25 protein-coding genes and 1 pseudogene are annotated in these 24529 nt (G+C 63.0%); 12 read left to right on the plus strand and 14 right to left on the minus strand.

The genetic code is table 11. The features are described 5' to 3' along the window. Nucleotides 1-7: 7 nt before the first annotated feature. Nucleotides 8-1012: a cytochrome d ubiquinol oxidase subunit II gene (gene cydB / locus GTK09_RS03780; RefSeq protein ID WP_163461160.1), complete on the plus strand. Its 1005-nt coding sequence runs from the start codon at nt 8-10 to the stop codon at nt 1010-1012. Next, nucleotides 1009-1149 carry a DUF2474 domain-containing protein gene (locus GTK09_RS03785; RefSeq protein WP_163461161.1) on the plus strand — a complete coding sequence of 47 codons (141 nt, stop codon included), beginning with the start codon at nt 1009-1011 and terminating at the stop codon, nt 1147-1149. Before cydB ends, GTK09_RS03785 begins: the two co-directional genes overlap by 4 nt. Nucleotides 1150-1247: 98 nt before the next feature. Here the strand turns inward: GTK09_RS03785 and GTK09_RS03790 are convergent, their stop codons facing one another. From GTK09_RS03790 to GTK09_RS03805, 4 genes are all read right to left on the minus strand, one after another. Next, nucleotides 1248-2171 (minus strand): hypothetical protein, encoded by a 924-nt coding sequence (locus GTK09_RS03790; RefSeq protein WP_163461162.1) that lies wholly within the window; start codon nt 2169-2171, stop codon nt 1248-1250. Nucleotides 2172-2370: 199 nt separating this feature from the next. Beyond that, nucleotides 2371-2928 (minus strand): hypothetical protein, encoded by a 558-nt coding sequence (locus tag GTK09_RS03795; RefSeq protein WP_163461163.1) that lies wholly within the window; start codon nt 2926-2928, stop codon nt 2371-2373. Nucleotides 2929-3212: 284 nt separating this feature from the next. After that, complete coding sequence (locus GTK09_RS03800; protein ID WP_163461164.1) at nt 3213-3866, minus strand: DNA-3-methyladenine glycosylase I; 654 nt, start codon at nt 3864-3866, stop codon at nt 3213-3215. A gap of 101 nt (nt 3867-3967) precedes the next feature. Beyond that, nucleotides 3968-4162 carry a hypothetical protein gene (locus GTK09_RS03805; RefSeq protein ID WP_163461165.1) on the minus strand — a complete coding sequence of 65 codons (195 nt, stop codon included), beginning with the start codon at nt 4160-4162 and terminating at the stop codon, nt 3968-3970. Nucleotides 4163-4612: 450 nt separating this feature from the next. Here GTK09_RS03805 and GTK09_RS03810 point away from each other — a divergent pair, with 450 nt between their 5' ends. The 4 genes from GTK09_RS03810 to pth all read left to right on the plus strand — a co-directional run bounded on the left by GTK09_RS03810 (nt 4613) and on the right by pth (nt 8146). Then, the gene (locus GTK09_RS03810) at nt 4613-5338 is read left to right on the plus strand and encodes a L,D-transpeptidase (protein ID WP_163461166.1); all 726 of its coding nucleotides are present in this window, start codon (nt 4613-4615) and stop codon (nt 5336-5338) included. A gap of 321 nt (nt 5339-5659) precedes the next feature. After that, nucleotides 5660-6382 (plus strand): L,D-transpeptidase, encoded by a 723-nt coding sequence (locus GTK09_RS03815; RefSeq protein ID WP_376767945.1) that lies wholly within the window; start codon nt 5660-5662, stop codon nt 6380-6382. Nucleotides 6383-6617: 235 nt separating this feature from the next. Next, nucleotides 6618-7283 (plus strand): 50S ribosomal protein L25/general stress protein Ctc, encoded by a 666-nt coding sequence (locus GTK09_RS03820; RefSeq protein WP_163461167.1) that lies wholly within the window; start codon nt 6618-6620, stop codon nt 7281-7283. Nucleotides 7284-7414: 131 nt separating this feature from the next. Beyond that, nucleotides 7415-8146, plus strand: coding sequence for an aminoacyl-tRNA hydrolase (gene pth / locus GTK09_RS03825; RefSeq protein WP_163461168.1), 732 nt, complete (start codon nt 7415-7417; stop codon nt 8144-8146). Nucleotides 8147-8329: 183 nt separating this feature from the next. Here the strand turns inward: pth and GTK09_RS03830 are convergent, their stop codons facing one another. Beyond that, nucleotides 8330-9796: a hypothetical protein gene (locus GTK09_RS03830; RefSeq protein ID WP_163461169.1), complete on the minus strand. Its 1467-nt coding sequence runs from the start codon at nt 9794-9796 to the stop codon at nt 8330-8332. Nucleotides 9797-9972: 176 nt separating this feature from the next. Between GTK09_RS03830 and ychF the strand changes: the two genes are divergently transcribed. Further along, a complete protein-coding gene (ychF, locus tag GTK09_RS03835; protein ID WP_163461170.1) occupies nt 9973-11076 on the plus strand; it encodes a redox-regulated ATPase YchF in 1104 nt (367 codons plus the stop codon). Between the two features lie 133 nt (nt 11077-11209). Here ychF and GTK09_RS03840 read toward each other — a convergent pair. Continuing rightward, a pseudogene (locus GTK09_RS03840) lies at nt 11210-11685 on the minus strand (OsmC family protein). A gap of 126 nt (nt 11686-11811) precedes the next feature. Here GTK09_RS03840 and GTK09_RS03845 point away from each other — a divergent pair. From GTK09_RS03845 to GTK09_RS03860, 4 genes are all read left to right on the plus strand, one after another. Beyond that, nucleotides 11812-12405: a hypothetical protein gene (locus tag GTK09_RS03845; RefSeq protein ID WP_163461171.1), complete on the plus strand. Its 594-nt coding sequence runs from the start codon at nt 11812-11814 to the stop codon at nt 12403-12405. Nucleotides 12406-12474: 69 nt separating this feature from the next. Beyond that, nucleotides 12475-12933, plus strand: a complete 459-nt coding sequence (locus GTK09_RS03850) for a MaoC family dehydratase (protein WP_163461172.1) — start codon at nt 12475-12477, stop codon at nt 12931-12933. Then, complete coding sequence (locus GTK09_RS03855) at nt 12930-13400, plus strand: MaoC family dehydratase (protein ID WP_163461173.1); 471 nt, start codon at nt 12930-12932, stop codon at nt 13398-13400. Before GTK09_RS03850 ends, GTK09_RS03855 begins: the two co-directional genes overlap by 4 nt. Nucleotides 13401-13650: 250 nt before the next feature. Next, complete coding sequence (locus GTK09_RS03860) at nt 13651-14052, plus strand: hypothetical protein (protein ID WP_163461174.1); 402 nt, start codon at nt 13651-13653, stop codon at nt 14050-14052. A 55-nt stretch (nt 14053-14107) separates the two neighbouring features. On the opposite strand, the gene GTK09_RS03865 is transcribed toward GTK09_RS03860, so the two are convergent. Beyond that, nucleotides 14108-14710: a TetR family transcriptional regulator gene (locus tag GTK09_RS03865; protein ID WP_163461175.1), complete on the minus strand. Its 603-nt coding sequence runs from the start codon at nt 14708-14710 to the stop codon at nt 14108-14110. Nucleotides 14711-14804: 94 nt separating this feature from the next. Here GTK09_RS03865 and GTK09_RS03870 point away from each other — a divergent pair, with 94 nt between their 5' ends. Then, entirely contained in the window at nt 14805-15266 is a 462-nt protein-coding gene (locus tag GTK09_RS03870; RefSeq protein WP_163461176.1) for a cupin domain-containing protein, read from the plus strand. A 13-nt stretch (nt 15267-15279) separates the two neighbouring features. Here GTK09_RS03870 and GTK09_RS03875 read toward each other — a convergent pair whose 3' ends face one another. The 7 genes from GTK09_RS03875 to miaA form a co-directional block, all read right to left on the minus strand. Next, nucleotides 15280-16410 carry an ATP-dependent DNA helicase gene (locus tag GTK09_RS03875; protein ID WP_163461177.1) on the minus strand — a complete coding sequence of 377 codons (1131 nt, stop codon included), beginning with the start codon at nt 16408-16410 and terminating at the stop codon, nt 15280-15282. Between the two features lie 163 nt (nt 16411-16573). Continuing rightward, nucleotides 16574-18595 carry a hybrid sensor histidine kinase/response regulator gene (locus GTK09_RS03880; protein ID WP_163461178.1) on the minus strand — a complete coding sequence of 674 codons (2022 nt, stop codon included), beginning with the start codon at nt 18593-18595 and terminating at the stop codon, nt 16574-16576. Between the two features lie 482 nt (nt 18596-19077). Next, entirely contained in the window at nt 19078-19653 is a 576-nt protein-coding gene (gene ilvN, locus GTK09_RS03885; protein ID WP_163461179.1) for an acetolactate synthase small subunit, read from the minus strand. 135 nt (nt 19654-19788) lie between these two features. After that, nucleotides 19789-21579 carry an acetolactate synthase 3 large subunit gene (locus GTK09_RS03890; protein ID WP_163461180.1) on the minus strand — a complete coding sequence of 597 codons (1791 nt, stop codon included), beginning with the start codon at nt 21577-21579 and terminating at the stop codon, nt 19789-19791. Between the two features lie 254 nt (nt 21580-21833). Continuing rightward, nucleotides 21834-22682: a DUF1206 domain-containing protein gene (locus GTK09_RS03895; protein WP_163461181.1), complete on the minus strand. Its 849-nt coding sequence runs from the start codon at nt 22680-22682 to the stop codon at nt 21834-21836. An 80-nt stretch (nt 22683-22762) separates the two neighbouring features. After that, nucleotides 22763-23545, minus strand: a complete 783-nt coding sequence (locus GTK09_RS03900; protein ID WP_163461182.1) for a GGDEF domain-containing protein — start codon at nt 23543-23545, stop codon at nt 22763-22765. 65 nt (nt 23546-23610) lie between these two features. Next, nucleotides 23611-24525, minus strand: a complete 915-nt coding sequence (gene miaA / locus GTK09_RS03905; RefSeq protein ID WP_163461183.1) for a tRNA (adenosine(37)-N6)-dimethylallyltransferase MiaA — start codon at nt 24523-24525, stop codon at nt 23611-23613. Nucleotides 24526-24529 lie beyond the last annotated feature (4 nt).

Genomic DNA, 24529 nt, shown 5'->3' on the forward strand with positions numbered 1-24529 from the left:
GACAGCCATGGATTTCGCGGTTCTCTGGGCGTTCCTCATCGCCTTCGCCGTCTTCGCCTATGTCGTCCTCGACGGCTTCGATCTGGGAACGGGGATCCTCTTTCCGTTTCTCGGCCGGCACGAGAGCCGCGATACGGCGATGAACTCCGTCGCCCCGATCTGGGACGGCAACGAGACCTGGCTGGTGCTCGGCGGCGGCGGCCTCTTTGCCGTCTTCCCGTTGGCCTATGCGATCATCATGCCGGCACTCTACGCGCCGATCATCGCCATGCTTTTGGCGCTGATCTTTCGGGGGGTCGCCTTCGAATACCGGTTCAAGACGGTGCGCGGCCGCTGGATGTGGGACGTATCCTTCTTCACCGGTTCGCTCGTCGCCGCCTTCTGCCAGGGTCTTGCGCTGGGCACGCTGGTGCAGGGCATCGAAGTCTCGAACAGAGCCTATGCCGGCGGCTGGTTCGACTGGCTGACGCCGTTCTCGCTGATGACGGGGGTTTCGGTCGTTGCCGGCTACGCGCTCCTCGGCGCGACCTGGCTGGTGATGAAGACCGAAGGTGACGTCCACGACATCGCCCGCCGCTACGCCTATGTCCTCGCCGGCGCAACGCTGGCGGCGATCGGCATCGTCAGCCTGTGGATGGCCTATCTGCAGCCGGAATTTTATACGCGCTGGTTTTCCTCGACGGCGCAGTTCGCAAGCGTCGCGTGGGTGCCGCTGCTGCTCCTGGTCTTCGCCTTCAGCCTCTTCCAGTCGCTCATCGCAGGGCGCCATCACCGGCCGTTCTTCTCGGTGCTCGGCTTGTTCCTGCTCTGCTTCGTCGGCCTCGGGATCAACTTCTATCCGAACATCATCCCACCGGACGTGACGATCTGGCAGGCGGCAGCGCCCGAATCCAGCCTGATCTTCCTGCTCGTCGGCGCCGCGGTTCTGATCCCGGCGATCCTGATCTATACCGGCTTTGCCTACTGGATCTTCCGCGGCAAGGTGCGCGAGGGCGAAGGATATCACCATTGACCCCGGACGAGGTCAGACGAGAATCCGACGAAAGCCCGCGCTGGCATCGCTGGCTGTGGTTCGTCCTGTTCTGGATGGCCGGCGTCGGCATGGTCGGCGCGATCGCCCTGACGATCCGGCTTGCGCTGATCGGATAACATTGGGGTTTATCGGCATCCCCTCCGGCGTGATGGCATAGCCGCAGATATTCGCGCGAGAGTTCATCCCCTTCTTGTAAAGCCTGCGCCTTTTCAGGTCACTCGATGCAGAGTTTCCACGCGTCATGGCCTAGATTCGCAATGACCTGCGGATTCTGATCCGGCAAAGGGCTGCGGCAGCGGCCATCCGAACTCCACCGACCCATGTATCGGTAGGGCTGGCCGCCGAATTCCACCCAGACCTCAGACAGATCGTTTTTGTCGGTTTGAACGATGTAGCTGAATTCGCTGCCTGAAGGGTCGTAGACAAGCTCCGCTTGGCCGTTGCCGATCGTCGGCGTCAGCGTCGCCGCCATGCAGCGGTAACTCGCATAGTCGGTTCGGCAATTGCCGACGAACTCCTCGCCGCGCCGGTTCGGGTCCGGCATTTGCGACGCGCCGGCCGATGCGGTGCGGGCAAGTGCGACTGGCCGCGCCGCGTTGCGTGGTGCTGCGGCACCCTCCGGATTGCCACGGCTCGCCACGCATTCCTGGACTTTCAGCGCAGCCGCCGCGGTGCCTTTCAATTGCATCTCGTACCAGATGTCGCCCAGGCGGATTTCCATCCGGCTACCCTTGGCAATCCTTTCGTACTCGCCCTTATGGGGAAACAGGATTACCCATTCGCCGCTGCCCCACCCGCTTATCCCCGACTTGTGTCCGTCGACTTCGAAGGTCCCATAAGGCGTTTCGCCGGAGAACGGGTGCTTGATGGCGATCTGCCACTGCGGGCCGATGTCGTAGCCGAAGCGCCATGTCAGTTCCGGCGTTGCCGTTTCCGCCGCACAGAAGGCGAATCCCTCGTCGGTGCTGCCGGAGACCACGTTCCAGCCGCGCGTCTCGGCGTAAAAATCGCCCTGCGTGACTTCGGGATCATCGACGATGGTGATGGAACCGTCGCCCCTCTCCGGTGCCTGAGCAAGTACAGGACCGCCAAGCCAAAGGAGAAGTGCACAGGCGAACCAACGGGACGAACCGATCATCTGAGCAGCCTTTCAGAAGCAAGTAGCGACGAGGACGCAGAACCGACGATAACGCCATGTTCCGCAGATTGATGGTGGCTGGATATGATGCTATTCAGGACACCGCATCGCAGAGTGAAAATCAACGCAAACGAAATGATCTTGCGCCCCGCGCGGTCGGTTTCCTGATCGTGCTAGGATCCGATGGATCGTCCGGCTTTCAAGAGTTCGCCTGGATACATTGCACCAGGCTGTTCGTGACGGTGGAGGTGTTGTCGCCGAGATCGACCTCGACCGTCGTCGGCCCGACGACGGCGACGCCGCCGCCCTGTTGCGCGATGGCATCCAGCGAAAAATCCTCGATCGGTCCGAAGACGAGCAGATTGCCCGACGTGTAAGCGGGCGTGTCGATTGGGCCATCCGTCAGGTTCATGTGGGCCTTCGGATATTTCCCGTTCAGCCCGCGAGGGATCGGCGACACCGAGACGTACCATTTCCAGTTCGCATAGACATCGATCCGGTAGGTGCTGCCACTGCGGTTACGCGTTGCGCGACACCGGACCCTCCACTCCCCCTTCACCGCTTCCTGCGTGAGGCTCCAGCCGCTGATCGGCTGTCCGAAGGGTTCCGCCTGTACGTGAGCCGGCGAGCCGCCCACAATCATAGCCCCGACCAGCACGATGGCTCGTGCGGCGCGCTGAAAAGTCTTCATTTCCTGTTTTGCCTTCGTGATGCCGACATCGCCGGCTGCTGTCCCGAGCACGCGCAGCGACCCCACCCGCCCCTTCCGCAACGTCAATATCACAGATGTTTGCGCTGAACAGCCTAGTGAACTGGGAGACCATCAAAAAATTTCAGTGTCGCACAGTGACGAGGTTCTTCAGATCTGAAGCCGCACGCTAGTGGTGTAGATCGAATCCGACTCACCTTATTGGTCCGAGAAAGAGAGAGATCACAGAGCTCAAGTCGATCCGAATACTTTCAATGTGTTCTGCTTCAAATGTGCCTGAAGGCGGGCGCCCAGTAGGGTTGCCGCTCATTCGGCTGATCCGGCCGCCCGCGCTACACGCGCAACGGCCGCTGGAACCGCACGCGCTCCGCCTCGCAGTCCGCTCGTACCGTACATCCCTCGATGTGGTCGTTGACGAAGCCCATGGACTGCATGAAGGCATAGACGGTGGTTGCGCCGACGAAGCTGAAGCCCTGCTTCTTCAGCGCCTTAGACAGGCGGATGGAGGCGGCGCTCGACGGAGTCGCGCGAATGAAGGCGATATCCACCTCATCCGGGCGCTCGCCTTTTTCAGGCTCGAACGACCAGAGAAACGCCGCCAACGAGCCGTGGCTCTCCTGGATAGCCGCGGCGCGCCGGGCATTGTTGATCGCCGAGACGATCTTGCCGCGATGGCGGACGATGCCGGGATTCGTCACCAGCCGCTCGACGTCCGCCTCGCCCATCCGTGCGACGCGCTCGATGGAAAAGCCCTCGAATCCTTCGCGGAACGCTTCGCGCTTCCTCAGGATCGTCAGCCAGGAGAGCCCGGCCTGGAAACCTTCCAGGCAGAGCTTTTCGTAGAGCCGATCGTCGTCGGCCGTCGGCCGGCCCCACTCCTCGTCGTGATAGCGGCGATAGAGCGGATCGGCGCCATGCCAGGCGCAGGCGAGCGAGCCATCGTCCCGGCGGATCAATCCGTCTGCGATGTGGTGATCGGCGTCCATGGCCGAAAGCTCATGTCAGTCGGCGCGCCGGCTGGCAAGAGCTCAAACCGCCGTCGAACCCATGCCGGCGGCGAGGCTGCTGGCGCGTCCAGCAGACGATCTCACGCGTCCTTCAGCCGCCGCGACGAGCAGCGATAGCGCTGCAGCGACCATTTCGGCCGTCCGTTCATGTAGTTGGCGGCAACCGCCTGGCCGAACATAGCGCATTGCATGATCGAGCCGTCGAAGGCGACGTCCTCGGCATGGCAGTTGGCGGGCTGGGAATTCAGGCACATGACCAAAGTCAGGGCGATCATGGATCGGCTCCGGGTGCTGGGCCGCTCCTCCCTGGCGGCACGGTGGATGGTCGTCCGCCTCTTCGGCCGGACGTGACCCTTTCGAACGCCTTCCCCGTGTCGGCCTCGAACGGGCCTTTGCTATCCGGCCTTCGCGACCTTGGCCTTGCCAGTGGAACCGGCAGACGCCGGCGATGGTAGCAGCTTTGCTGCACTGCACAACGCCCTCAAATTGGGCTATTTCTGTATTGCCTATGGTTTCATCGTCTCCTTGCACCAAACAGCTTTGCCACGCGGGTCGAGCGGGCCGCCGCGGCCGCGCGACAACCCCCTGTTAACCCTAGGGAACGGTTTCGAAAGATCGTTAGCGGCCAGGCGCTTGGGATTAACCATTCGCTTGGTCTTTCGCGCGAGCCTCTGAGGCGAGCCGGTCGCATGAGAGGCGACCGATCGTCACATGAGGAGACACAGATGCTTTCACGAGCAGCCCTCGCTGCGCTCGCCGTCGGCACGAGCCTGGCATTCTGCGCCGGTTCCGCCGGGGCGCAGGAGCGAAACGCCTGGCGCCCCGCCGTCCGCATCGCCCCCGGCGTCGGCGGACCCTGGATGATGGAATTCGCTTCGCCCAGCGGCGTGGTGCTCGGCGCCCGCACCCCCGATTCCGCCGCCGCGATCCAGTCTGTCGCGCTCGCCGGCCAGCCGGCTCAAGGTGGTCGCACCCTCGACCCGCGCCACGCGATCGATCCGAAGTTCCTGCCCCAGGACGTGGCCTATGCCGGCAACGAGAAGCCGGGCACCATCGTCATCGATTCCAGGTCGCACTTCCTCTATCTCGTCGGCGAAAACGGCACCGCCCGCCGCTACGGCGTCGGCACCGGTAAGGAGGGCTTCGGCTGGTCCGGCACCCACCGCGTCACCCGCAAGGCCGAATGGCCGGGCTGGACCCCGCCCGCGCAGATGATTGCCCGCGAGAGGAAAAAGGGTCGCAACCTGCCATCCCACATGCCCGGCGGCCCGGCCAATCCGCTCGGCGCACGGGCGATGTATCTCGGCTCCACCCTCTACCGCATCCACGGCACCAACCAGCCCTGGACGATCGGCCGCAATGTCTCCTCGGGCTGCATCCGCATGCGCAACGAGGACGTCACGGATCTCTACGGTCGGGTGCCGGTGGGCACGAAGGTGATCGTCCTCTGAAGATCGCCCAGCCGGGCAAGGCCGCCTGCGGTCGGCCGGCGCCGGACGCCATCCGCCCCGCCACGCCACGCCACGCCACGCCTCACGAAATTGTTACGAAATACGGCCATTTCGTGCGGGATCGATCCGTCGACCTTCCGCATTTGAAACATGGCGAAAACATGGTGGTGTGATGGCGTGCATCCGCCGGCCCGAAGCGGCCGGCCCATCGGCCGAAGGCACCGATGGATGAATGCGAGGCCACTGGCAACGTCCGTGGCTGTAACCACAGAAAGCCTGCCGATCGAGCGGGCATTGGCTGGAGAGAAGTTGATGAAAGTCTTGAACAAGCTCGTCATGGGCATGGCCGCAGTCGGCATGGTGTCGTCGCTTGCGGCCGAAGCCTCGGCGGAGACGACACGCCGTTACAACTATGCGACCTTCTCGTGGGAAGAGGTGGACGCGAATGCGCCCGCCGCAAGGCAGCGCCAGATCCTGGCCCGCAAGCCGGCCGCCGAGTTCATGCGCCGCGAGGTCCGCATCCAGACCGACGAGAAGCCCGGCACGGTCATCGTCGATTCCAGCCGGCGCTACCTCTACTTCGTCGAGGGCAACGGCATGGCGACGCGCTACGGCGTCGGCGTCGGCAAGGAAGGCTTCGGCTGGTCCGGCACGATGAAGGTCGGCCGCAAGGCCGAGTGGCCGGGCTGGACGCCGCCGGCGGCCATGGTCAAGCGCGAGCGGGCCAAGGGCCGCGAACTGCCGGCCTATATGGCGGGAGGCCCGGGCAACCCGCTCGGCGCGCGCGCCATGTATCTTTTCCGCGGCGGCCGCGACTCGATGTTCCGCATCCACGGCACCAACCAGCCCTGGACCATCGGCCAGATGATGTCGTCGGGCTGCATCCGCATGATGAACGAGGACGTCGAGCATCTCTACAGCCGCGTCCCCGTCGGCTCCAAGGTCGTCGTCATCGGCCCGGACGGCCGCGGCGCAGGCAATGTCTATGCCGAGGTCGGTCCCGCCCGCCAGCCCGGGCTGCTTCAAGCGATTTTCGGCGGCTGATCTCCCGCCCAGGACGGTTTCGACGCCCGCCCTTCCCAACGAAGCGGCGGGCGTTTGCGTGCCATGAATGGCGCCCGCCTTGTCTCCCGGCAGCCCTTGCGCTATAGGCTCGGGCGTCCGCGCGGACACCCTTGGAGGCAGCGCGGAGTGAAGCGGCCCCGGCTCGGGCGCCGCTTTTCGTCGTTCCGGGCATGGGGCCCGTTCCGACCCCTCGAACATTGAAGGACGTTACGCCATGCACCAGACCTTCACGGTCAAGGCCGAGGCGCGCGAAAAGGTCGGCAAGGGGGCCGCCAGACATCTGCGCCGCAACAACCAGATCCCCGCCGTCATCTATGGCGGCAAGGAAGAGCCGATGCCGATCGCTCTGCCCTACAAGGAAACCTTCCTGGCGCTGCACGCCGGCGGTTTCATGACCTCGATCGCGACGATCGAAGTGGGCGGCAAGCAGATCAAGGTCCTGCCGAAGGACTACCAGCTCGAGCCGGTCCGCGACTTCCTCATGCACGTCGATTTCCTGCGCGTGTCCGAAGACACCCGCGTGACGGTCGAGATCCCCGTGCATTTCGAGAACGAGGAAAAGTCCCCGGGCCTGAAGCGCGGCGGCACGCTCAACGTCGTTCGCCACGAGGTCGAGGTCGAGGCTCCGGCCGGCGAGATTCCGGAGTTCTTCACGATCGACCTGACCGGTCTCGAGATCAACGACTCGATTCACGCCTCGGCGCTGACCCTTCCGAAGGGCGTCGAGCTGACGATCACCGATCGCGACTTCACCATCGCCACCATCGTTTCCCCGGCCGCGATGCGCTCGGAAGGCGACGAGGACGAGGCCGGCGAGACCGAGGTCACCGAGCAGAAGGCTCAGACCGTCGAGGGCGAGACCAAGGCCGGCAAGGAATAAGCCTTTCGGCTTTGTCTTGCGACATCATGCGACGGCCGGGCATTGTCCGGCCGTTTCTGCGAGCGCCGCCTTGATGCCGCTCGCGCGCCGCTGCGAGCCATGAACGCCAGGCTCAATCACGGAGATCATCGATGCTTCTGATCGCAGGTCTGGGCAATCCGGGATCGAAATATGCCGGCAACCGCCACAATATCGGCTTCATGGCCGTCGACGAGATCGCCCGGCAGAACAGTTTTCCCGGCTGGTCGAAGAAGTTCTCCGCCGAGATCGCTGAAGGTCTCATCGGCGGCGACAAGGTGCTGCTCCTCAAGCCGCAGACATTCATGAACGAGTCCGGCCGCTCGGTCGGCGAGGCGGTGCGCTTCTACAAGCTAGAGCCCAAGGACGTCGTGGTCATCCATGACGAACTCGACCTCGCGCCGGCCAAGATGCGGGTGAAGACCGGCGGCGGCCATGGCGGGCACAACGGGCTGAAGTCGATCGACGCCCATCTCGGCTCGAAGGACTATCGCCGGGTGCGCCTCGGGATCGGCCATCCGGGAGGCAAGGAGAAGGTCAACCCGCATGTCCTTGGCGACTTCGCCAAGGTCGACCGGGAATGGCTGGAGCCCTTCCTCGACGCCATCGCGCGCAACGTCGAGAGCCTCGCCAAAGGCGAGGACGCAATGTTCATGAATAAGGTCAGCGTCGCCACCGGCGGCCGCGAGGAGCCCGCCGGCGCCAAGGGATCGGGCGCGTCGAAGCCAGCCCCGAAGGCCCAGAGCCACATCCAGCAGGCCCGCTCGCCGAAGCCGACGATCAAGGTGCCCGAAAAGGGCCCGATGGCGGAAATGCTCAGGCGGATGTTCGGGGGGAATGAATAGGGGAAACAGCGATGACTTCGATTGTCGTCCTGCTCCACAGTACACTTGGCGCGCTTTTTCCCTACAAAAAGGCTGCCACGTTTCGCAACCACACTTGTTACAACTATCGCCGTATACGTCCCTGGACTTCGCCGGAACCGTCTTAGAGTGCGAATAAACCACGCATCTTATGCAGACCGAACTTCACCCCGGACCGCCCAATGACCGCTCGGGTAGCATAATGTAGTCAACTCGAAATTGATTATCGTTTGCGAGCTCGACGTCAGGCTTTCCCGGCCCCTGCCAACGGACTATGACCTCGATCATACCATCATTGATGTTGTACGATGTCGATGCACCATCTAGGTAAATCCCACCGCTTCGCGTATTAACAGATGATATAAATATTGGCTTATTTCCGAAAATGTTAATATCGAAGGGGATAAGCGCTCTTAAACTCATATTTGAAACATCATAGCAACGCTTTTCTGGACATAACTCCCACTCCCGGACTGATCCGACGACCATTTCACTTCCAATCACGTCAATTATGCGATTTATATTATTTCTAATATTTTCTTGACCTTTTCCGAGTTCGGAAAATTGGTTCACGAAATATCTATATTGGCTTTCAAAATCGATACTATTGCGTTTCATTATCCCCATTTCGGTTTCGATCTCGTTGAGGTGCGCATCTTGACCAATATTCGCCGCCTGAACTCGTGCAAGGCCCTCCTGTGCGATACGAAATTGATCATTCGAGCGATCTAATGCCTGTTGCAAACTTCCGACTTCAGCTGACAATGACGCGAATTTGACGCCAAATTCTAGCATTTCAGAAATCTCTTTGTTTTTCTTGATTAACTCAATATACTGAGTTAGTTTAACAAAATCCGCATTCGACAAAGTTGTCACTTGGTCGCGTAATTTATTAAGATTTTGGCTCGCATCATCAAGATCGGAATATAATAATTCTATCTTCCTTTTATAGTTCAGAGTTTCGACTTGAACAGAATTTGAAAGCTCTACTAAAGTACCTGTTATTCTTCTGGCCTCAACCTTTAGTCTTTCTTCTGTTCGGATGGTTTCTTCCTTAGTTTTCTCAAGGAGCTCCTCGGAGGAATTCAATTTCCCTTGCGCGGTCTGTAATATCGTACTTATCCCATTTTGGGCTTTCTCGTATACCTCCCTAAGATTTTCTGCTCGCTCGTCGATTTCTTTCTTTCTACTCGCCAGATTGGATGATGCCTCATCAACATTAGACAAATAATTCTGCAAGTTGTTGTTAGCAGCTTGGACCGACTTATTTATACTTTTGACTGCATTGTCATTAACGTTTTTTGCATTTTCCTCGGCCAACTCCGCTGCCGCTTTTGCTGTGGCTATTCTATCTTCAAAGACGGCCATTTTTCTCTGAAGCTCCTCGGTGCCGATACGAACTTGTGAATCGAGCAATTCTTTAGATCTTGTGGACACTGCGCTAATTATGCTTTCCTTTACTTGCTTATCGAGATATTGGTAAACACCATACAGTGCAGCGCCATTGCCAAGCATAAATAATGTAATGCTTATAATTGTAATATTCCGGTAACGTCGATTTAATTCGCGCTTGACTACTTCCTGCACATCCGAAAGGGAGAGTCCAGTCGATTGTGGTGGTCCATCCGACATGAGTGTGCTCCAACATCCATCAGACCACAATCTAAGATCGTAACGACGTTAGGTCAACTGGGCGCATTCGCTAGGCAGAATCCGAGCGCTGTTGACCCCCTGCCCTTTCGGCTGCAAACAGCGCTTCAAATTCCGGATCGCATGGCGATCCCCCAGTCTTCCGAAGGATTGCCCCCATGGGTTTCAGATGCGGGATCGTCGGCCTGCCGAATGTCGGCAAGTCGACGCTGTTCAACGCCCTCACCAAGACGGCAGCCGCGGCCGCCGCGAACTATCCGTTCTGCACGATCGAGCCGAACACCGGCGACGTGCCGGTGCCCGATCCGCGGCTGAAGGACATTGCGAGGATCGCCAAGTCGGCGGCCATTCTGCCGACGCGCATCACCTTCGTCGACATCGCCGGCCTGGTGCGCGGTGCCTCCAAGGGCGAAGGGCTCGGCAACCAGTTCCTCGCCAACATCCGCGAAGTGGACGCCATCGTCCACGTGCTGCGCTGCTTCGAGGATGACGACATCGTTCATGTCGAGGGCCGGGTCGACCCGGTCGCCGACGCCGAGACGGTCGAGACCGAGTTGATGCTGTCGGATCTGGAAAGCCTGGAACGCCGCGTCGCTTCCACCCGCAAGAAGGCGACCGGCAAGGACAAGGAGGCGATCACCGTCCTCCCCGTCATGGAAAAGGCCCTTGGCGTCCTCAACGACGGCAAGCCGGTGCGCGTTCTCCTCGCCGACATGGACGAGGAGGAGAAGGCCATTCTGAGGAACCTCAACCTCCTCACCTCCAAGCCCGTCCTCTATGTCTGCAACGTCGCCGAGGCGGATGCGGCCACCGGCAACGCCCATTCGCAAGCCGTCGCTGCCATGGCCGAAAAGCAGGGCGCGAGCTCGGTGATCATCTCCGCCGCCATCGAGTCCGAAATCGCCCAGCTGCCAGAGGAAGAAGTCGGCGACTATCTCGAAGCCATGGGCCTCACCGAGCCCGGCCTCGATCGCCTCATCCGCGCCGGCTACGAACTCCTCGACCTCATCACCTATTTCACCGCCGGGCCGAAAGAGACCCGCGCCTGGACCATCGACAAGGGCACCAAGGCCCCCCAGGCCGCCGGCGTCATCCACACCGACTTCGAAAAGGGCTTCATCCGCGCCCAGACCATCGCCTTTACCGATTTCGTCGCGCTGGGTGGCGAAGTGGGTGCCAAGGAAGCCGGCAAGTCCCGCGACGAAGGCAAGGAATATGTGGTGGCGGATGGCGACATCATGAACTTCAAATTCAACGTGTGAGGACGCGATCAATCGGCAACCCCAGCCGGCCACGCTGCTCGTCCTCCCACCGACGCATGAGAGCTGGCCTTGGCCTCTGAAACTGCGTCATCCTCGGCACAAGGCCGAGGATGACGAGAATCATTGTGGCTCTTCACCCCTCGACGCTGATTTCGGCCTCGCACCCCACCGGAAAATTCACCGATCGCGCGATGAAGCATTTGGCATGCGCCTCGTGGTGCAGCGCCATCGCCTGGTCCTGATCGCTCTCTGCGGCGATCGTGACCCTTGGCCGTAGGACAGCCCGGACGAATTCTCCACCGCCGTCCGCCGCCTCCCGCATCTCGCCCTCGGCGACATCCTCATAGGCAGTGACGACGACGCCGGCACGGCGCACAGATGCAGATACCAGAGCTGGTGGCAGGAAGAGAGCGAAGCGAGCAGCATCTCCTCAGGATTCCAGCGGGCGGGATCGCCGCGAAAGGCGGGGTCGGCCGAGCCTTCGATCGTCGGCTTGCCTTCGCCTGAGATCACATGGTCGCGGGAATAGGCGCGGTAGTTCGCGGTGCCCTGCCCCAGATTGCCGGTCCATTCGAGCCGGATCGCGTAGTGGTGTCGCTTCTCGCCCATGGCTCTTTCCTCCTATCGCCGCACCCCGACGCGCCTCCGGCTGCTCTCGAGGCGGCGGTAACCCTGTCTTACGACTGACGCCCGCTGCGCTTGCGAAGGCGCGTCCGGCAATGCTTATAAACTCCCATGCAGTGCCTATCGCCCCCTTCGCGCGCTTTCGACCGCCCTTTCGTCACCGCTTCGAAGACGATCTTCGCCGCGATCCTGCTCGCCGGAATGTTCGCGGCATTGCCGCTCCCGCTTGCCATGGCCCAGACGGCGCCGAAGTCCGAGGAGCGGTTGACGGCAAAGCCGGATGCTCTGGCCGAGCACAAAATCGCAACGATCGAGAGCGACGCCTGGATGCGGATTGCATCGCCGCTCGCGCCGACACGGCTGTCGCTGGTGCTGGCGCCAAGCGCCATCGATCCTGCCGCGACCGTGTTCATCGACGTCTATCTCCAACCGGTCGGCGACGAGACCGAAAGCGGCGAGGAATCTGCGCCTGGTCCCGCCCGGCTGACGGAGGCGGATCGAAGCCGGCTCGCCGGCACTGTCGCCTTCACCGAGGCGGACACCGTTGGCGAGGAGGAATACTTCGTCGTCAACGTGCCGCCCGGCATGCGCTTCGAGAGCGGGGCTGCGATCGTCACCATCACCCTCGCGGGCACGCTTGCGGGCGCCGACGCCCCGCCGGCGAATTCGGCGGTGGAGCTGCGCCGCGCCAACCTCCTCAGATAGGCGTTTCGCGGTGCGGGCCATGAGCCTATAACCCGGCCTGATTTGTTCCGAGATGGGAGTCCGTCTGCGATGAAACGCGCCTATGAGGATTTCGAGGACGGGCTGGAGATTCCTCTCGGCCCTTACACGGCCGAACGTGACGAGATGATCGCCTTCGCCGAGGAATTCGACCCGCAGCCCTTTCACCTGGACGACGCAGCGGGCGGCGCCAACGAACTCGTGGGCTCGCTGACGGCGTCCGGCTGGCACACCTGTTCGATGCTGATGCGGACGATGGCCGACGGCTTCCTCCTGGACTCGACGTCCCAGGGCTCGCCCGGCGTCGACTTCGTGAAGTGGCGGGCTCCCGTACGCCCCGGCGACAGGCTGACCGGCACGGCCCGCGTTCTTTCGCGCCGGCTGTCGGCCAAGCGCCCGACCCTCGGCATCGCCAAGATGGGCGTCACCCTCGAAAATCAGGACGGTGTGACGGTGCTGGAGACCGAGTACACCCTCCTCGTCCTTACCCGCGAGGGAGCCGCCGCATGAGGTTCTGGGACACATTCGTCGTCGGTGAGCCGATTGCCCTCGGATCGCATCGATTCCTGGCCGAGGACATCATCCGCTTTGCCGAGAAGTACGACCCGCAGGTCTTCCACCTCGATCCGGAGGCGGCGAAGAATTCCGTCCTCGGGGGGCTCTGTGCCTCTGGCTGGCACACGGCAGCCGCATGCATGCGGCTCAACGTCGAATATCGCTATGGTAGGCTGAAGGAGTGGGTCGAGGCCGGCCATACGGCGCCGAAGATCGGCCCCTCCCCCGGCTTCAGGAACATGCGCTGGCCGAAGCCCGTCTATGCCGGCGACACCGTGACCTTCACCCAGACGGTCACCGACAAGCGGGTTTCGGAGACGCGGCCGGGCTGGGGGATCCTCAGCTTCACCACCCTCGGGGTGAACCAGAACGGCGCGGAAGTCTTCGCCTTCGACGGTGCGGCGTTCCAGGGGACGGACTAGAACTTTCGGTACCGGCGCCAAGGATCGGCGAGCGCCCCGCAGCATCCGCCATGCATACGAGGTTCATCAGCCCCGGCGGAAACGGCGCCGTCGCCGCACCAAGGAACCGAAAGAAACGAAATCCGAGCGAAACACAACGCGAAATCAATCTGAAATACCGTGGGTCTAGAGGAGCGGCCGCCGAACGGTTCCCGAGGCAAGGTTGCCCGGATGCGTCCGTTGGTTTCGGCGTCTTTCGAGATCCACTTCCATGCGCAACATCGACAAGGTGTATGTGGCCGCCGGCTTCGGGTGGCTGATTTTTGCCGCCGGCTTCGGCACGTGGCTGGGTGCGAGCGGCCATTTCAACTTTTCCGAATCGCACGCCCATATCGGCCTGCTCGGCTTCGTCGCCTCCATGCTCTTCGGCCTCGTCCATCGTGGCTGGCCGGAACTGCGCGAGCGAACGCTCGCCGTCATCCAGTTTGCCGTCTACGAGATCGGCGCCATCGTGCTCCTCGCCGGCAAGATCATGGTCGACGCGACCGGCGTCCCGAATGCCCTGCTGATGATCGGTTCGCCGATCGTCATCATTGGCGTCGTCCTCTTCCTCTGGCTGTTCCTCGCTTCCCCCGCACGAAGGAACACGCCGGAGATGGTGCCTGCGGAATAATCCCCCAGATCCCGCATCCCCGCACCTGAAGGAAGCCCTGGCCGTTCCCCCACGGTCAGGGCTTTTTCGTTGGCAGATACTTGTCGAGGATGGCTTCGGCGACCTCCTGCACCGTCGCACGAGCCTCTTCCCGGCTTGCCTGCGCGACGTCGAGAAGCGAGATCATCGCCTCGACGCCGGTCGCCACCGACAGCGCCCGGACGAGCCGCGCCTGTTCCTCCTCGGTGAGATCGTGCGGCGTTTCGTCGAGCGCCCGTCGATACATCGCCGTACGGCGGGCGCCCCGTGGCGGCGCCTGCCGCCGATCGTTCTGGCCCGACGCATCGAGATTTCGTGCCAGGAAGCGGCGGAACTCGGCTTCGTGACCGAGCGCCAGATCGAACATTTCCAGACCGATCGCCAAAAGCTTCTCGCGCAGCTTCGAGGAATGCACGACGATCGCCTCGTAGGGGCGAACGTCGAGGGCGAGCCCTGCCTCGGCAGCAAGGGTGTTGGGGTCGGAGAAATAGCGATAGGCCGTGGCCTTCGAGACGCCGACCTCGGCCGCCGCCGCCGCCACTGTCACGGCCTCTCCCCTGGCGATGAGCGCCCGCGCCCCGGCGAGCACGGCCTCCCGGGTGCGTGACTTCTGCTGCAGGCGTTCATGGGACAGGGACATCGGGACCCAAATTCTTTCGTGAGACACTTGTCTTATAAAGAGACTGGTGTATTGTGAATGAATTGGGTGCTTCCCGCAACAGGAGACCGCAGCGATGACCCGCCCCAGGACCTATCAGTCCCTTGGCATCCTGATGAAATTCCACGCTTTTCCCGGTGATGTGCAGGACAAGTTCTGCCTGGTCGAGGCGGTGGTTCCGCCCGGCCTTGGAGCTCCGCCGAACCATCATGCGGGCGAGACCGAGGCCTTCTACGTTCTCGACGGCGAGATCGATTTCCGCTTCGGCACGGAACCCTTCACAGCCAAGGCCGGCGACTACGTGGCGGTGCCGGACGGCGCGGTCCACGCCTTCTCCGCCAGGGGACCGTCGCCGGCCCGCATCCTCATCCTCAACGCACCCGGCCACATGCACGAGCGCTTCTTCACGGAGCTCGGCGAGCCGGTCGCCGACGAGACCCGCGAGCCCGCCGGCATGGACGGCCCGCCGGATGTCGGGCGGATCGTCAAGACCGCAGAGGCCGTCGGCATGACGATCCTGCCGCCGCCCGGGCACTGAGCGGCAACGAGAGCTACCGCACGATGGTGAGCTTCTCCGCCGCCCGGGTGATCGCCGTATAGAGCCAGCGCTCGCGGGTATCGCGGAAGGCGAAGCTCTCGTCGAACAGCATGACGTCGTCCCACTGAGAGCCCTGCGCCTTGTGGACGGTCAGCGCGTAGCCATAGTCGAAATCGTCGAAGCGCTTCTTGGTCGCCCAGGGCACGTCGGCGTCCGGCTCCTCGAAGGCCTGCTTCAGGAGCCGGATCTTCGCCGCGCCCTGGTCGATGTCGTCGTCGTCCGGCTTGACGATCAGGTTGACGCCGGGCTTCGTCGTCTCGCGCGAGGCGGTCATCACCTGCCAGAGCGAGCCGTTGAGGAGCCCCTTTGGCGGATCGTTCCTGAGGCAGACCAGCTTGTCGCCCGCCATCGGCAGCGGCCCTTCGAAGCCCTTCAGCTCGCGCAGTCGGGCATTGTAGCGCCGCCGGGTGCGGTTGGTGCCGACGAGCACCTGGTCGGCGGCGAGCACTCTTTCCGTCTCCACCTCGCGCTTGGAGATCACCTGCGCGTTCTCGCCATAGTCGCCATACATCAGCTCGCGACCTTCCCGCACCGCGAGCGCCATCTCGATGATCGGATTGTCTCGCGCCTGGCGGTGGATCTCCGAGAGCAGGAAATCCGGCTCCGCCTCGGTGAAGAAGCCGCCGCCCGAGACCGGTGGCAACTGGCCCGGATCGCCGAGGACAAGGATGGGCGTGCCGAACGACAGGAGATCGCGGCCGAGCGCCTCGTCGACCATCGAGCATTCGTCGACGACGACGAGCTTGGCCTTGGCGACGGGGCTCTGGCGATTGAGCGAGAAGGTCGGCGAGACCCGCGAGACGCCGCTCGCCTCGTCCGAGACGGTTTCCTCGCCGCGCGGCCGGTAGATCAGCGAATGCAACGTCCGCGCCGACTTCGCGCCCTTGGAGCGCAGCACCTGCGCCGCCTTGCCGGTGAATGCGGCGAATTGCACGGCGCCGTCGATCCCCTCGGCGAAGTGCCGGGCGAGCGTCGTCTTGCCCGTTCCGGCATAGCCAAACAGGCGGAAGATCGGTTGATCGCCCCGATCGAGCCAGTCGGCGACGGCGCGCAGCGCGTCGTCCTGTTGCGGCGTCAGTTGCAAGGCGTCTCTCCCGCATGGCGTCGGCTCGGAATGATCGCAGGCGTCGAAACGATGCGACCGACCGACACTTGGCAGCGGGCCGCGCAGTCATCAATCGAAAAGGTGAAGAAATCGGGGGATTGCGCCACGGCGCGACGAAGGTCGCGCCGCCTGGAGCGAGCCGCTAGCTCAGGATCGCCGATGACGCGTGGGGCGGCATGGTGGCGACGCCGCCGCCGTTTCCGGCTTCGGCTCCCTCGAACACCGCGGCGATAACGGCTCGCAGATCGCGAATGCCGAAGGGCTTTTGCAGGCGAGCGGAGACCGTGCCGTTGCCCTCGACGATGTCTTCGGAATAACCCGTCGCGAGAATGACGGGCAGAGACGGCCACTCGCTCCGCACGACCTGGGCCAGCTCCAATCCCGTCGTGCGTGGCATGGCATGGTCGGTGACGATGAGATCGACCGGCCGTCGCGACGACCTGCTGTGCAGAAAGGTCAGTGCCTCCTCTGCCGAAGAAAGCGCAGTCGTTTCATGCCCCAGGTCCGTCAGCAAGGCTGCCGAGTTCATGAGGACCAGGGCGTCGTCGTCGACGACGAGGACGCGAAGCTTGCGCTCCAAGGGAGCTTGCACGTGGACCGTCTCCAATTCATCGCCCGCAAACACCTCGTCCGCTCGCGACGGCGCTGCCGGCAAAAGCAAGGTCACCGTCGTTCCCCTGCCGGGGCGGCTCTTGATCGACATCCGTCCTCCGACGGTGTCGACAAGTCCTTGAACCATCGACAGCCCCAGCCCGGTTCCCTTCCCTGGCGGTTTGGTCGTGAAAAAAATCTCGCAGGCGCGAGAAAGCGTCTCGGCATCCATGCCGCATCCGTCATCGGTGACGTCCAACTGAACGTAGCGACCGGGCTCGCCGAAACCGTCCGTTCCGGCGGAGATCCGCCGGTTGCGCGCGGAAAGCCGGATCGTCCCGCCTTTCGTCATCGAGTCCCGGGCATTGATGAGAAGGTTCATCAACGCGAGTTCCAACTGATGCGGATCGATCCTCAGCGGTGCGAGCCTGTCGGGGAAGTTCGATTGGATGACGGTCTCCGGCCCGAGCGCCTTGGCGACGAGCTCGCAGAGTTCCTTAAAGAGAGCCGGCAATTCGATCGTCCTGACTTCGATCTCCTGCTCGCGCGCGAAGTTCATCATCCGACTTACCAGCGCGGCACCGCGCTGGGCGCCGACGATGGCGTTGTCGAGAAACCGCGTCACGTCGCTGTCGGCAGGAAGGCGCCGGCGGCCGAGTTCGAGGTTTCCCAGGATGGCGCTCAAGAGATTGTTGAAATCGTGAGCGACACCACCGGTGAGTTGGCCGATCATTTCGAGCTTCTGCGACTGGAACAACGCTCGCCTCGCGGCGTCGAGCGCCTCCTCGGTGGCGGCCTGGGCCGACACGTCGCGCAATGCCAAGGAAAATCCGAGGTGCTCGCCAGTCTCCGTGCGGATCACGTCGATGACCTCGCTGGCATAGACCTGGGTCCCGTCCTTGGCCTTGCGCCAGCCGGTCTGTCGCAACCGCCCCTCGCGCAGGGCGTGCTCGAGGGCCTGGCTCGGAAGTCCCAACCGACAGCACTCCGCCGAAAAAAGCTCGGCATAGGCCCGGCCGACGATTTCTCCCGAGCCATAGCCGAGCATCCGCTCGAGCGCCTCGCTCCAACTGTTGATCTGCCCGACCTGGTCCAAGGTGCAGGTCGCCAGATCGCGAAAACCGCCGATGAGGCGTCGAAACTGCTGCTCGCTACGACGGCTGGCGCCTTCAGCGCTGTAGCGCTGCGTCCGGTCCCGGCAGATCACCACGAAACCGGTCTTGGCAGGAGTCCCGCCGTCGATCCGCTGCAGGACGAGATGGCAGCGAAACCGGCCACCGTCCTTTCTCATGCACCACCCTTCGACCTCGTGGCGCATGCGGTGCTCGGATCCGTGGAGAATCTCGGCGATCTTCGCGTCGCCGGGCCGCTGCCAGTAAAAATCCGCAAAGAAATCGCGTCCGATGACCTCTCGTTCCGAGAAGCCTCTGAGCCGTTCCGCGCCTGCGTTCCAGGTAGCGATGCGTCCTTCCCGGTCCAACAGTATGATGGCGTAGTCGGTCACGCTTTCGACGAATAGCCGATAGGTTTCATCGCCGAGGTGCCAGTCGGGCCGATCAATTCCAGAATCCATAATGTAACCCTTCGATCTAAAGTTACATTACGTCCATCAGAGCTTGAACACGATGCCACATCGGTCCGGAAATTCCAGAGACTGCAATGTACGCATGTGACAATTCGCCGCAAAATGGCGAAATTCCCAGGTCAACGGACAGATTTAGTGCCGAATATCACTGCGCAATACATTCTCTGCACGAACCAACTCGTGTCAAACGAATCACAATCAATCCGGACTGAACATCATTCAAAATCGGGTATCACTTCCACGAGCCGCCGCACCGTCGGGAGCTGCAGCGGTTGCCGCAGGTCGACCGTCGAAAAGCGGCGCGACGCTGCCGACGATATCAGCGACAGGCATCGAAAACGGTTCATGCTTTCGTATCGCGGCTTCGTCGAGCCCTTGGCTCGAAGGCCGAGAAATGCCGGAATGTTCGGCGGACGGATGTGTCTGCGTCCTTGCCCGCCGGATATCAACCGACGGGCAAGGACGCAGAACTACATGCCCTCCCTGCCGCGGGACAACGCGGCGACTCCCGTTCGGCAGACTTCGACCAGCCCGAGCGGCGCCATCAGCGCGACGAACTTGTCGAGCTTCGAGGGGCGTCCGGTAATCTCGAAGACGAAATGCTCGATCGAGGAGTCCACCACTTTCGCGCGGAAGACGTCGGCAAGCCGCAGCGCCTCGACCCGCTTTTCACCCTGGCCCGCGACCTTGACGATGCCAAGTTCGCGCTCGATCGGGCCGGTTTCGCCGGTCTCGCCAGCCGTGGCCGTGAGATCCACCACCCGATGGACCGGCACGATCCGGTCGAGTTGGCTCTTCAACTGCTCGATCACGTGGGGCGCGCCCCGCGTCACGACGGTGATGCGCGACAGATGCTTCTCATGTTCGGTCTCGGAGACCGTCAGGCTCTCGATGTTGTAGCCGCGGCCCGAAAACAACCCGATCACGCGCGCAAGGACGCCCGGCTCGTTGTCGACGAGCACCGCGAGGGTCCGCGCGACCGCCGTTTCCTTTTCCGGAGTGATGAAATAGGCCGAGGCCGGCGGCTGGACGACGGGATTGTTCATGAAACTGGACCTTGCGGATGGAGACGCTGCGCTTTCAGCCTGCGCCCGTTCGGGTCTCCCCGGTCGCAAGATGCAGCCCCTATTGGAAGATGAGATCACGACCGGCGAACTCCCGCCGGCCGTGGGGTCAGAAATCTAGACCAGCACCCGGTCCTTCGCGTCGATCGCCTTGGCGACGGCCTCATCGGTCGCCTCTTCCGGCAGCAGGATCTCGTTGTGCGCCTTGCCCGACGGAATCATCGGGAAGCAGTTGGCAAGGTTCGCGACCCGGCAATCGAACAGCACCGGCGCATCGACCTCCAGCATCTCGGCGATTGCATCGTCGAGATCGCCGGGTTTCTCGCAGCGCAAGCCGACCGCCCCATAGGCCTCGGCGAGCTTGACGAAGTCCGGCAGCGCCTCGGTATAGGAATGCGACAGCCGGTTACCGTGGAGCAGCTGCTGCCACTGGCGCACCATGCCCATATACTGGTTGTTGAGGATGAAGATCTTGGCGTTGGCCCGGTGCTGCACCGCCGTCGACATCTCCTGCATGTTCATCAGCACCGAGGCGTCGCCGGCGATGCAGACCGACAGCGCGTCAGGATGGGCGATCGCAGCGCCGATGGCGGCCGGCAGGCCGTAGCCCATGGTACCGAGTCCGCCCGAGGTGAGCCAGCGGTTCGGAGCCTCGAAGCCGTAGAACTGCGCCGCCCACATCTGGTGCTGGCCGACTTCGGTGGAGACATAGGTTTCGCGATGCTTCGTCGCTTCGTAAAGCCTCTGGACGGCATATTGCGGCATGATGACGTCGTCATGCGGCTTGTAGGCCAGGCAATTGCGCGCCTTCCAGGCCTCGATCTCGCTCCACCAGGCAGTCATCGCCGTACGGTCGACCGACGCTCCGGCACTCTTCCATTCGGCGACAAGATCCTTCATGGCATGGGCGACGTCGGCGATGATCGGCAATTCGACGCGGACGTTCTTGTTGATCGAGGACGGGTCGATGTCGATGTGGATCTTCCGCGAACCCGGCGAGAAGGCATCCAGCCGGCCGGTGATGCGGTCGTCGAACCTGGCACCGATGCACAGCATGACGTCGCAGCCATGCATGGCGAGATTGGCCTCGTAGGTTCCGTGCATTCCCAGCATGCCGAGCCAGCTCTTCCCGGAAGCCGGATAGGCGCCGAGGCCCATCAGCGTCGAGGTGATCGGAAAACCGGTCATCTCGACGAATTCGCGCAGGAGGCGCGAGGCTTCCGGGCCCGAATTGACGACGCCGCCACCCGAATAGATCATTGGGCGCTTGGCGCCGGCCAGCATCTGGACGGCCGCAGCGATGCGCTCGTGCTCGGGAGAGAGCCGCGGACGGTAGCTTTCGTGGGTGCGGGAGGGCGGCGGCGGCGTGTACATGCCGACCGCGAACTGGACGTCCTTCGGCACGTCGACGACGACCGGCCCCGGCCGCCCCGTCCGCGCAACGTGAAAGGCCTCGTGGAGAATCCGCGACAGGTCGTTCACGTCCTTGACCAGCCAGTTGTGCTTGGTGCAGGGCCGGGTGATGCCGACGGTGTCGCATTCCTGAAAGGCGTCGGAGCCGATCAGCGTCGTCGGAACCTGGCCTGAGATGCAGACGAGCGGGATCGAGTCCATCAGCGCGTCCTGCAGCGCCGTGACGGCATTCGTCGCGCCGGGACCCGAGGTGACGAGCATCACGCCGGTCTTGCCGGTCGAGCGGGCATAGCCCTCCGCCGCATGGCCGGCGCCCTGCTCGTGCCGCACCAGGACGTGGCGGACTTCGTCCTGCTGGAAGAGCTCGTCATAGATCGGCAGCACGGCCCCGCCCGGATAGCCGAAGATGTCCGTGATCCCGTTGTCGATGAGTGCGCGGACCACCATCTCGGCGCCCGTCATCTCCCGTGCTTCACTCTCGGCCTTGATATCCATCGCTTCGGTCTTTCTCGTTTCCGCCCAGTCTCGTCCCGGCGGACCATTCACAGAATTTCGGGCAATAAAAAAGGGCCTCCAGGGGCCCTTCGTTTCGCGCACACGTGGCTATCGCCGGGCGGTCCTCAGACCGCCACGCGTGTGCGCCTTCCTACGAGAATCAGCTTCGTGATCATGGGCCATAAGCTAGGCGCCCCCCGGGACGCCGTCAACGGGTTTTTCGCACCCCTGTTCCGACGGCAGCCGGCGCCGGCTCAGCCGACGTCGGGAACGTCCGGCATGTTGATCCGACGATAGACCGCCTCCATAACGGAATAGATGCCGAAGGCGATCAGGCCGAGACCCGTCAACGACAGGAACAACCATCCGAAGCTCCAGCCGGAAATTTCCTGAAGCGCTGCATCCAGACCCGGTGTGTCTCCGGAACTGTAGCCCGCAGCGCCTGTCGCCAGAAGTCCGGCGATAACGACGAAGGTCAGCGCCCGGGCGGTGAGGCCGAACTGGCAGACCGGCTTCAACAGCCAGCGTCGATCCCCGGGGATCGCCATGTATTTCTCGAAGCCCGCCTTGGCTGCCTTGACGATGTGGGCGATCGCCGCGGCTGCCATTCCTGCCGCGATCAGATAGGTCAGCCAGACGCCGTAGCCCTGCTCGTAGGCATAAGCGATCGCACCGGTCTTGCCGCCGCCGCCGCCGCCGCCGCCGCCGCCTTCGGACGCGCTGCCGAGCAGCAGGGTCGTCGCATAGAAGGCAAGACCGCCGTAGGAAAACGCGCTGATCAGCAATCCGGCTCGCACGAACAATCCCTTGGCATCCTTGCCATGGTGATCGACATCCATGAACACCTGGATGAGCCGCCAGATCGCGAAGGCTGCCAAAGCCAACACCATGACCGCGAGCAAGGCGACCCCGAAGCCCGAGCCGGCGATGACCTCGAGGGCGTCCTTGGAGTCCATCGCCTCGCCGCTTGCAAACGCCGCGCGGAACGAAAAGTAGCCGACGATCAGGAAGACGAATCCTCTGGCGGCATAGCCGGCACGGGCCGCGGATTTGAGCCATCCCTTGCCGTCCTGGGGGGTAATCCTGTCGATCGTGCTCGTCATCGGATGCCTTTCCTTTGCGGGAAGACGCACAGGCGGCGGCGCTGGTTCCTTGAAGGGCGCACAAACTGCCCCCACGACCGTCAGATGATAACCCGGTTCCGTCCGCCCTGCTTGGCCTGATAGAGATTGACGTCGGCCCGCTTGGTGAGGCTGCCCGGCCCGTCTTCGGGTCCGGCGAGGGCAATGCCGATCGAAGCGGTCACGCCGAGCCGAACCTCGCCGACCGTGAGCGTTACACGCGAGATCTCGTGCCGGAGCTTTTCGGCAAAGCGGCGCAGTTCGTCGAAGCCGAGGTTGGGCGCGATGATGGCGAATTCCTCGCCGCCGATCCGCGCCACCACGTCGTGGAACCGCGTCACCTCGAACAGGCAGAAGGCAACGGCGCGCAAAACCTCGTCGCCGGTGTCGTGGCCGTGGGAATCGTTGATCGCCTTGAAATGATCGAGGTCGATTAAAATGAGTCCGAGCGGCCGCTTGATCCGCTGGAACTCCTGCACGTACTGCAGCAGCGCCTCGTCGAAGAAGCGGCGATTGTGCGTTCCGGTCAATGGATCGGTCAGCGCCGCCGCTTCGAGTTTCTTGGAACGCTCCTTCAGGAGGACCGTCAGCGACCGGAGCTTGCCCTGCTCGCGGTTGTGGTGGCGCAGGAGCGGCAGGACGACGAAGAGCGAGCCGAAGCCGGCCGCTCCGACGAAGCCGAGGGCCAGGAAGGTCATCCGAGCGTATTGCTGGCGAAGCGCCTCGTCGGCCATTCCGCCCTGAAGTGAATCCGTCAGCTGATAGCTCGCATAGATCAGTGCCGCCGCCGCGAGGAGGGAGCAAATGACGAATGCGACCGACAGCTCTGCCCTGGCGACTTTCATATGCTCCGACGTCCGTAAACTCCCTGTCCTAGTTCATAGCGCCAAGCATCTAGCGACGTGTTAATTTAAAGCTCCGCAACCTTGGAAATCGCCGCCTCCGGCGAGAGGCGCAGCCATCGTCGGTCGAATTGATGGCGGAACCAGGTTTCCTGGCGCTTGGCATATTGCCGGGTTCGGGTGACCGCGCGTTCGCAGGCTTCCTCATAGCCCATGTTTCCCTTGAGGTACGACGACAGCTCGGCGAGGCCGATCGCCTTGCCGGCGGTGGCGACGGCGCCCCGATAGGCCGTCTCGAAGGCGCGGACCTCGTCGAGCGCGCCTGCCTCCAACATGACGTCGAAACGCTCGGCGATGCGCTGGCGCAACTCGGCCCGGTCCGGCGTCAGAACGATCATCCGCGCTTGCTCCGGATCGATCAGCGCTTCTCCCCCGCCGCCTTGGAGCCGCGACAAGGAGGCGCCCCCCGCCTCACTCACCTCCAGCGCCCGGACGATCCGCTGCCCGTCGCGCGGCGAGAGCCTGGCCGCAGTCTCGGGATCGATGGCGGCGAGTTCGCCATGCAGGGGCTCGGGCCCCTCTTCGGCGAGCCGCGCCCGCCATTTTTCACGGATCTCCGACGGAACCTCGGGCATCCGGTCGAGAAGGCCGAGAAGCGCCTTGAAGTAAAGCCCCGTGCCGCCGCAGAAGATCGGCAGTCGTCCTTGCCGGCGCAGATCCTCCAGAACCTTCTCGGCGTCGCGAAGGAAGGCGCCGGCGGAATAGTCGGTCCGCGGGTCGACATGCCCGTAGAGACGATGCGGCACGCGGCCCAGATCCGCCTCGGACGGGCGCGCCGTCAAGATCTCGAGGCCGTCGTAAACCTGCAGGGAATCGGCGTTGACCACGACGCCCCCGTGCCTTTCGGCGAGTTCGACGGCAAGGCGCGACTTGCCGCTGGCGGTCGGCCCGGCTATCAGGATGGCCTCGATTTTCCCTGTCATCGCC

The sequence above is a fragment of the Jiella pacifica genome, from assembly GCF_010500815.1.
GTDB lineage: Bacteria > Pseudomonadota > Alphaproteobacteria > Rhizobiales > Rhizobiaceae > Jiella > Jiella pacifica.

Bases quoted from the DNA above. Each gene is read 5' to 3' on its own strand.
- cydB (WP_163461160.1), top strand. From the start codon at position 8: ATGGATTTCGCGGTTCTCTGGGCGTTCCTCATCGCCTTCGCCGTCTTC.
- GTK09_RS03790 (WP_163461162.1), bottom strand. From the start codon at position 2,171: ATGATCGGTTCGTCCCGTTGGTTCGCCTGTGCACTTCTCCTTTGGCTT.
- GTK09_RS03800 (WP_163461164.1), bottom strand. From the start codon at position 3,866: ATGGACGCCGATCACCACATCGCAGACGGATTGATCCGCCGGGACGAT.
- GTK09_RS03805 (WP_163461165.1), bottom strand. From the start codon at position 4,162: ATGATCGCCCTGACTTTGGTCATGTGCCTGAATTCCCAGCCCGCCAAC.
- GTK09_RS03810 (WP_163461166.1), top strand. From the start codon at position 4,613: ATGCTTTCACGAGCAGCCCTCGCTGCGCTCGCCGTCGGCACGAGCCTG.
- GTK09_RS03820 (WP_163461167.1), top strand. From the start codon at position 6,618: ATGCACCAGACCTTCACGGTCAAGGCCGAGGCGCGCGAAAAGGTCGGC.
- pth (WP_163461168.1), top strand. From the start codon at position 7,415: ATGCTTCTGATCGCAGGTCTGGGCAATCCGGGATCGAAATATGCCGGC.
- GTK09_RS03830 (WP_163461169.1), bottom strand. From the start codon at position 9,796: ATGTCGGATGGACCACCACAATCGACTGGACTCTCCCTTTCGGATGTG.
- ychF (WP_163461170.1), top strand. From the start codon at position 9,973: ATGGGTTTCAGATGCGGGATCGTCGGCCTGCCGAATGTCGGCAAGTCG.
- GTK09_RS03845 (WP_163461171.1), top strand. From the start codon at position 11,812: ATGCAGTGCCTATCGCCCCCTTCGCGCGCTTTCGACCGCCCTTTCGTC.
- GTK09_RS03850 (WP_163461172.1), top strand. From the start codon at position 12,475: ATGAAACGCGCCTATGAGGATTTCGAGGACGGGCTGGAGATTCCTCTC.
- GTK09_RS03855 (WP_163461173.1), top strand. From the start codon at position 12,930: ATGAGGTTCTGGGACACATTCGTCGTCGGTGAGCCGATTGCCCTCGGA.
- GTK09_RS03860 (WP_163461174.1), top strand. From the start codon at position 13,651: ATGCGCAACATCGACAAGGTGTATGTGGCCGCCGGCTTCGGGTGGCTG.
- GTK09_RS03865 (WP_163461175.1), bottom strand. From the start codon at position 14,710: ATGTCCCTGTCCCATGAACGCCTGCAGCAGAAGTCACGCACCCGGGAG.
- GTK09_RS03870 (WP_163461176.1), top strand. From the start codon at position 14,805: ATGACCCGCCCCAGGACCTATCAGTCCCTTGGCATCCTGATGAAATTC.
- GTK09_RS03880 (WP_163461178.1), bottom strand. From the start codon at position 18,595: ATGGATTCTGGAATTGATCGGCCCGACTGGCACCTCGGCGATGAAACC.
- ilvN (WP_163461179.1), bottom strand. From the start codon at position 19,653: ATGAACAATCCCGTCGTCCAGCCGCCGGCCTCGGCCTATTTCATCACT.
- GTK09_RS03890 (WP_163461180.1), bottom strand. From the start codon at position 21,579: ATGGATATCAAGGCCGAGAGTGAAGCACGGGAGATGACGGGCGCCGAG.
- GTK09_RS03895 (WP_163461181.1), bottom strand. From the start codon at position 22,682: ATGACGAGCACGATCGACAGGATTACCCCCCAGGACGGCAAGGGATGG.
- GTK09_RS03900 (WP_163461182.1), bottom strand. From the start codon at position 23,545: ATGAAAGTCGCCAGGGCAGAGCTGTCGGTCGCATTCGTCATTTGCTCC.
- miaA (WP_163461183.1), bottom strand. From the start codon at position 24,525: ATGACAGGGAAAATCGAGGCCATCCTGATAGCCGGGCCGACCGCCAGC.